Source organism: Microcystis sp. M53603_WE2 (assembly GCF_030065435.1).
This window is the reverse complement of sequence record NZ_JASJFF010001228.1, coordinates 1-7,150: the sequence shown is the minus strand read 5'-3', so window position 1 is coordinate 7,150 and position 7,150 is coordinate 1. Positions and strand designations below refer to the sequence as shown.

The 7,150-nt window shown below is 44.3% G+C and carries 7 protein-coding genes and 2 pseudogenes; 1 reads left to right on the top strand and 8 read right to left on the bottom strand.

Annotated features, from left to right (window positions below; translation table 11 throughout):
* On the bottom strand, window positions 1–422 hold a 422-nt coding region (gene hpf, locus PX481_RS25685), incomplete at its 3' end, for a ribosome hibernation-promoting factor, HPF/YfiA family (RefSeq protein WP_288096777.1).
* Window positions 423–1,267: 845 nt separating this feature from the next.
* The gene (locus tag PX481_RS25680; protein ID WP_288096775.1) at window positions 1,268–3,364 is read right to left on the bottom strand and encodes a S8 family peptidase; all 2,097 of its coding nucleotides are present in this window, start codon (window positions 3,362–3,364) and stop codon (window positions 1,268–1,270) included.
* A 67-nt stretch (window positions 3,365–3,431) separates the two neighbouring features.
* Here PX481_RS25680 and PX481_RS25675 point away from each other — a divergent pair, with 67 nt between their 5' ends.
* Window positions 3,432–4,244, top strand: coding sequence for a Uma2 family endonuclease (locus tag PX481_RS25675; RefSeq protein WP_288096772.1), 813 nt, complete (start codon window positions 3,432–3,434; stop codon window positions 4,242–4,244).
* Window positions 4,245–4,325: 81 nt separating this feature from the next.
* Here the strand turns inward: PX481_RS25675 and PX481_RS25670 are convergent, their stop codons facing one another.
* From PX481_RS25670 to PX481_RS25645, 6 genes and pseudogenes are all read right to left on the bottom strand, one after another.
* Window positions 4,326–4,481, bottom strand: a complete 156-nt coding sequence (locus PX481_RS25670; protein ID WP_002762751.1) for an anacyclamide/piricyclamide family prenylated cyclic peptide — start codon at window positions 4,479–4,481, stop codon at window positions 4,326–4,328.
* Between the two features lie 144 nt (window positions 4,482–4,625).
* Entirely contained in the window at window positions 4,626–4,850 is a 225-nt protein-coding gene (locus tag PX481_RS25665) for a cyanobactin biosynthesis PatC/TenC/TruC family protein (RefSeq protein ID WP_002762749.1), read from the bottom strand.
* Window positions 4,851–5,173: 323 nt separating this feature from the next.
* Window positions 5,174–5,674 carry a hypothetical protein gene (locus tag PX481_RS25660; RefSeq protein ID WP_002762747.1) on the bottom strand — a complete coding sequence of 167 codons (501 nt, stop codon included), beginning with the start codon at window positions 5,672–5,674 and terminating at the stop codon, window positions 5,174–5,176.
* A 123-nt stretch (window positions 5,675–5,797) separates the two neighbouring features.
* On the bottom strand, window positions 5,798–6,055 hold the full coding sequence (locus PX481_RS25655; RefSeq protein WP_002762745.1) for a cyanobactin biosynthesis system PatB/AcyB/McaB family protein: 258 nt from the start codon (window positions 6,053–6,055) through the stop codon (window positions 5,798–5,800).
* 80 nt (window positions 6,056–6,135) lie between these two features.
* Window positions 6,136–7,005 (bottom strand): annotated as a pseudogene (locus tag PX481_RS25650) (PatA/PatG family cyanobactin maturation protease); the annotation flags it as partial.
* Between the two features lie 23 nt (window positions 7,006–7,028).
* Window positions 7,029–7,150 (bottom strand): annotated as a pseudogene (locus PX481_RS25645) (IS630 family transposase); the annotation flags it as partial.

The window sequence follows — 7,150 nt, the reverse complement described above, 5'->3', positions numbered from 1 at the left end:
GCAAAGTATTTCATCCGCACTACTTCCGCAGGTAATTCGGGAGTGCGATCGCCAATTAGGTTATCATCTAAGGGTTTCTCTTGCACCACCTCGCTAGTTTTAACGGTAGCGTGGGTGCGATGATCCACCAGTCTTTCTTTATACTTGCGGAGTTGACGAGCGATTTTATCAGAAACTAAATCAATACTTGCGTACAAATTTTCGCTTCCTTCTTGAGCGCGAATCACTGTTCCATTAGCATAAACCGTTACTTCTGCCTTGTGGCGATCGGGAATGCGCGCATTCTTTTCCACGGAGAGGTGAACATCGACTTTTGTGGTTATGCCGTTAAAATGTTTCACCGCTTTCTCCAGCTTTTGTTCCACATAATCATGAATAGGTTCGGTGACAGCGATATTATTGCCCTGAATCAATAGCTTCATACTCACTACTCCATCTAAAAATTTTGCTATGGACTGCCCACATCAACTATTTTTAAGGGGTGTTGATGCTAGGAATTTAATCCTCAAAAAACTGCTCGTTTGCGCTGTTGAGTGAAAGTCAATTAGAGGTCACAGTCTAGATATTGTCGGTGTTCTCGTTCTCTTTTTTTTGTCGGATCGCGCGGAAAATTCATCGGGTCGAGCGCCTATTTGCAACTGGATTTATCTACCTCTATTCTAACAAGTTTCTGTAAACCTTTTCTTAACAGAAGTGCGAAGTTCTGTTAACTTTTATTTAAAGAAACCGATTTTCGCCGCCGGCAAGGGAATCCGGTGATTGTTTCTCCTGTGGGACGGTTAACCTCGGAATAGATGGGATAACCCTAGATTAGCACTTAGTATTCTCCCCAACATCTATATCTTCCCTTCTTTTAATTTTCCTTTGCGCTCCTTCACATTTCTTAAATAATTTGACAAATTTCGCAATGAATGCTCAAAAAATACCTCGTCTCTGTGGGCTAAAAATTCGGGCAATTACTCCCGCTGCTCTCGGGACAACAGCGATCGCTAGTGCCAGCGAGAATTGCTAATCCCGACTTACACTCTCGCTGCTGACTCAGATGTTAAGTTTGTTAAATTTAAGTAGGGAGGCACAATTATTTGTAGGATGGGTTAGCGGTAGCGTAACATGAGCAGGCGTTGGGTTTCATGCTTCAACCCAACCTACGTTCATCTGACTCAGATGTTAAGTTTGTTAAATTTAATCTTGACAAATTTCCAGCACAGTTAAGAGCGATCGCTTATTGCTTTTTTCAATATTGGTAAGTTGATCCTAAGCTAAAACCTCACTTAGAAACAGCCCAAGAACGCACTTCTCCTAAGGTTACAGGGTTGCGATCGCTGACATCAATGGTAAAGCGAAAAACTCGTTTGGCCCGCAGACCATTTTCGGGATCGAAGAATTTTAATTTCACATCCCAACATTCACTTCCGTAGCGACAGAAGGGGCTTTTTTCCACTTCAATACTGTGTAATTCCATTCCCATTGCTACTGCTTGGGAGAAGGTTTGTACCGCTTGAAAGGCGTTAGTAGCGGCAAAATTTAAGGCGCGATCGCGGGCGATTTGTCCGACGTTGCGTAAGTCATAATAAATGCGATTTAAGAAACTGGTTAGAGAACGCCGCATCCTTACTTCATCGGCGATTTCATGTTCTGTGCGAACAGTTTCTATGGCTGATTCAATCAAAGTATTAATTTTCCAGCCATACATTCCCCGGGGACTATTAACCTTGATGACGGGAACAATTTGACCCGAAAAAAGTTTCACGGTTTCCTCTGTAAGCATACCCGGAATACTCACCCTTTCAACATAATCTTCGTCAGATTCTGGTAATATTTGACCCGCTAACATATATTGCATGACTTGATAAATCTCGGCGGCAAAAGCTCCCACGGGTTTAATTGCATAGATGGGAGTTAGTTCTAAATTGACTGTCCAAATTAAAGACTTAGTTTCTGATAAATTACTTTCTAAATAATCTACCATTTGCCGCGCATCGTAGGGATTGGATGGTAATTCAAGATTATCGATCGTGATGGTTGGCATTAATTGTTTAAAGGTGTCCCGACGCGCTTCTGTGCCGAAATCATAGCCTAAAGTTCCTAACACATAAACGAGGTTTGAACGTTGACTAGGAACGACACTATTAAAGACAATATTTTTATTTGTTTGATTATTTTGTATTAATCCGGTTGAGGAAACATTTTCTGAAGCATTGCTAGGAGTGATCACCAGTTCTATTGTCGCTGCTGTTGGGGTGGTTATAGTTATTCCCTGAGTTGCCATCTCGGTTGTATTAGATGGGATAACCGAGGTTGTCACTGTCATCGGAATTACCGCCGATTTTATGATATTATTCGACAAATTGTTATCCGCTTCAACAGTTTGTAATTTCTCTCCCGTCAGCAGTTCATAAGCACCCGCAATATTGATTTTTCCTAATAAACAGCGTTCTGGTTCTTCTACTTCATTAGGATCGCAGGGGATGGCACTATTAATCAAGGCGACTCTTACTGCTTCTGCATCGGGAGATAACCCCTGTTCTAATTGTAAACTCATTAATAAAGCGGCTGTTCCTGTCACAATGGGAGCGGCGCAGCTAGTGCCTTTTTTGCGGATGGGGTCATCGGTTCCGGGTTGAGCGCCTAAAATATTCTCTCCTGGAGCGAGAATCCCTTGAGTTGCATATTTACCACCAAAATTACTAAATTTAAATGGCTCGCCTGTATCTTTCATTGCTCCTACTGTCAGGACATTTTCTAATACCGCAGGAACGCACCAACACTCTCCTTTATCATTACCTCCGGGGGCAATCACCAGGATATTATTAGCTTGAGCTTGACGAATTGCTTTATCAATAAATTCGTGCGCTAATCCGCTTTGAGTTGGGTGACAAGCGGCACAATGGATAATATTAACTCCCTGTTCAATAGCGGTACTAATTGCGCGAGAAAGATTGAGAGGATTAATAAAATCTTCGTTGCTATAGGCGATGGGAATATTAATTACAGTAGCCTGAGGAGCAATCCCTTCTACGGGTGAATCTGGCTGGCCACAAATGGTGCTGATAATATGGTTAGCATGGAAGCGCAAATGCAAACTGTGGAGGATGTTTTCATCAGGGATAGCTTCTTTGAACAGATACTCTTTTTCTTCATCACTTTTGTCACTTTTTTCTATATCTAAAAAGGCTTGTAAGTGTTGGGGATCGATGGGAAATTCTTCCGACCAATAGGGATCAAGGCGGGTAATATTTGCTCCTTGGAAACAGGCGCGATCTAAGTCAATCGGTCCATCAAGAACGGCAATTTTGATGCGGGGATCGCCTTTGGTATGGGAGCGAAGAGCAGTCATTCCGGGGATAGCATTGAGATCAGGCATAGTTTTTGCAGGTTTTCAAGAACAGTTATAGAATAAAAGCTAGATAACAAAAATAGGGGAATTAAAGATGAGTGCAATCACCCCAACGGCACAACCCGCAACCACAATTCAGGAACCTTCGACCACGGTGTATTGCGATTCCCCTTTACCCGACCACACCCAACTCCCGGATAAAGATGGAAGTTTTGTGAAAAACTATCAAGAGCCTCCCCAAGCAGACCTTTTAACGGATACTATTACACCCCTTTTAGAGCAATTACATCCTGACGGTAATTACTGTCTGGGTCGAGATTGTGGGATTTATTGGCGATTGCCAGAGCATCCAGAATCCCTAGAAAAAGGTGCTGTTGCTCCCGATTGGTTTTATGTTCCCCATGTCCCCACAACGATTGATGGTCAAGTCCGGCGTTCTTTTGTGATGTGGAAAGAAACCATTGAACCGGTTATTGCCTTAGAATTTGTCTCTGGTAATGGTGAAGAAGAACGGGATAAAACGCCTGTCAAGGGTAAATTTTGGATCTATGAGCGAGCGATTCAAATTCCTTTTTATGGAATTTATGAAGTTAACAAGGCCCAGATCGAGATGTACCAGTTAGTTAATGGTCGTTACCAAAAAATGACTCCTAATCAGCGCGGTCATTATCCCATTGTTCCTTTAAAGGTAGAGTTAGGAATTTGGCAGGGGGAATACCAAAATCAATCCTTTCCCTGGCTTCGCTGGTGGGATGGGGAAGGTAACTTGTTGTTAACTTCCCAGGAATCTACTCAACAGGAACGACAACGAGCCGAACAGGAACGACAACGAGCCGAACAGGAACGACAACGAGCCGATCGCCTAGCGGAACAGTTAAGGGCCTTGGGGATAGAACCTGAAGAGTAGTCGTTTTGTCAGGTAGGCAAGCGCGAACAATTCATGTAAAAAAAGACTGCCTACCTAATGACTAATGCCAGGAAGAACAAATTACACTGCGTCGTCACCCGCAAAGGGATAACATTGCTTGGTGGCTAAATCACAGAAGGTAGCAGGGGTAATCACATTACCATCACTAGGAACGGTACTCATATTGTCTCGTTGAACCGGGGCGGTAATGCGAGGGGTCAGTTTTGGGGTTTTCATCGTAAGTTACTCCAAAGGTAGTTGTCGATAACACTGAAAGATTTACACGATCCTTGTCAAGAGTTTTCTGTTAACTATTGTCAACTTTAAACAATTTGTTTGCGGTAAAAATAGACAAAGTTTTGCGGGAAAAATGGACAAAGTTTAACACCAGATGCGACCGCGGCGAAAAGGCGGATCATTGGGATTCGCCTTGCGATCTTTGAACATGGTTTTCCAGCGTCCGTAATCTTCTAAACCAGTGGCGGGAATGTATTTAGTTTTAGGTTCAGTTGTTTCTGGTTGCTCAATCTTCGGTTGTTCCGGGGTGGGTTGAGTAACATTCGCGGCAGCGGCTGCTGATTCTGTAGAATCTTTGGATTTAGACATAGTTTGATGCTCTCCATGAGTTTGTTGTAATACAGGTTGTGGATCGCCGTCAGTTGCTAAAGCAGTTGTTGGCGTATCAGTTTTCTGCGGTTCGTTTAAGAGGATTTGAGGAGGAGATTGACTCCCACAAATGATTTGTTCGAGAACCGTGGCAAAATCCCTGAGAGAACCTTCCGCGGTGAAAGATTGACCGCCAGTTTCTTGGGCGACGCGAGCATATTCAGCTTCAATCGTGTGACGATAGCGACTTTTGGATTGACCACAATAGGTAAGCTAAACGGCGCTTAACCTGCATGATCCAACAGCTATAACCCTTTTGGAGTCTATATCGGTGATCCGAAGTAAAAGCCGTTTAGCTTATGAATGATCACTTGTGCCGTTTTAGCTCCTTGAATCGCCTGGTTAGCGGCTTCAATATCCTTGGCAAGGGTTTTGTCCCCGCCTGCATCTAAGGCTTCATCTCCTAGGTAAAAAATCGCCCTTTTCGCCCCAGACCGCCAATCAAAATGAGTGGCCAGATCTTGCATCACCCGGGCCGCATCTTCCTGGGCTCCTCCCGATGGGAGTTCACCTTTTTTTCGGCTTTTTAAGGCCGATTCGGGAATGGCACAGGTTTTGGTTAGATAGTCTCGAACTGTGCGCTCAAATTGGGTGTTTTTCCAGGTTCCTTCGATCCCCAGCCAAATCACTCGCAGGTCTGAGGGGCAGTGGGAGCGGGCATTAGCGATCGCCGTTTCCGCCGCCTGACTCAATCCTTCGGCCTCCGCTTTAACGGAGACACTGGTATCAATGACAATGACTAAATCAACAGGAATTGCCGTCATAAAATTGGAGTGATCGGTGAGTAGGTGAATTTGGGGTTTGAGTGTTGCTTATGCTGTCATTATCTATCAGAGCAGATTGCTTTTTGCTGACAGATTAATCACGAGTATATTCTCCACCCTTGACTAATAACGAAAACCGCCAAAAGAGGACATTTTCAGATAGCCATAATGAGGATATTGAAATTGTGCTGGATCGTTGTAGTTGGCTCCATGAACTAACTTAACTAAGATAGATACTAAATCTTCGCCATCTCCATGAATAATATCGACGCATTCATGGGGATGAATGAAATGGGGTCGTTTGACGGGAGCAGATTGTTTGGGAAGTCTCACGGTTGTTTTGGGGTAAATAATGGGGGTAGGGGCGAAGCCTTCGGGCATAACCTATCGCTGAAACCTTAGATTTCCTATCGGAATGCTTCGCCCGTACTTGAAGTCAGAAGTCAGCGCAGGGGAAAGGACTAATTAGGAGAAGACCAGGAACGAACTTCGCCCAAGGTGACAGGAATTAAATCACTGACATCAATGGTAAAACGGAAGACTTTACGAGCGCGGCGGCTATTTTCCGGGTCGAAGAATTTTAACTGTACGTCCCAACAATCGCTATCCAGCCGACAGAAAGGACTCTTAGAAACATTAATACTATCGAGTTCCATCCCCGCACCCACAGCCTCAGAAAAAGTTTGCGCTGCTTGGAAAGCGTTGGTCGCAGCAAAATTGAGGGCGCGGTCTTGGGAAGTTTGCCCTAAATTGCGTAAATCGTAGTAGATGCGGTTGAGGAAACTACTCAAAGTGCGGCGCATTTGGCTTTCTTGGGCTTCTGTTTGTTCTGCACCAACAGCTTCAATTGCCGCACTGACTAAAGTATTGATGTGCCAACCATAAATTCCCCGGGGGCTATCCGGTTCAATGACGGGAACAACTTGCCCTGAGAACAGGCGTACTGTCCGCCCAGTAATCCGTCCCGGAATACTGACACGCTGGATATATTCGGGGCTGTCTTCTGCTTGCACTTGTCCCGAAAGAAGTTCCTGTAAAGCGGCATAAACTTCGCGGGAAAAAGAGCCAAGGGGTTCAATGGCGTAAATTGGCGTAAGTTCCAGGTTCAGGGTCCAAATTAAGGATTTAGCCTCCGAGAGGTGGTCAGCTAGGTAATCCACCATCTGACGGGCATCGTAGGGATTAGAGGGAACTTCAATACCACCAATTACCGCTGTCGGCATCAGTTGTTTAAATGTGTCCCGACGGGCTTCGGTGCCGAAGTCATAGCCCAAGGTGCCAATGGCATAGACGATGCCACCAGCAGGTTCAGCAGCTTGGCTAGGGGTAACAGGTTTATTAAGCTTTTACGCATTTAAGTTACATTGACAGCATTACCCTTATTTTTAAGTTTTCTACTCCATTTAATAATCAATCCCCCTTCATTTAAAAGCTGATTGACTACTTTTTCCAGTTCTTCTTTATTTTCAAATTCTC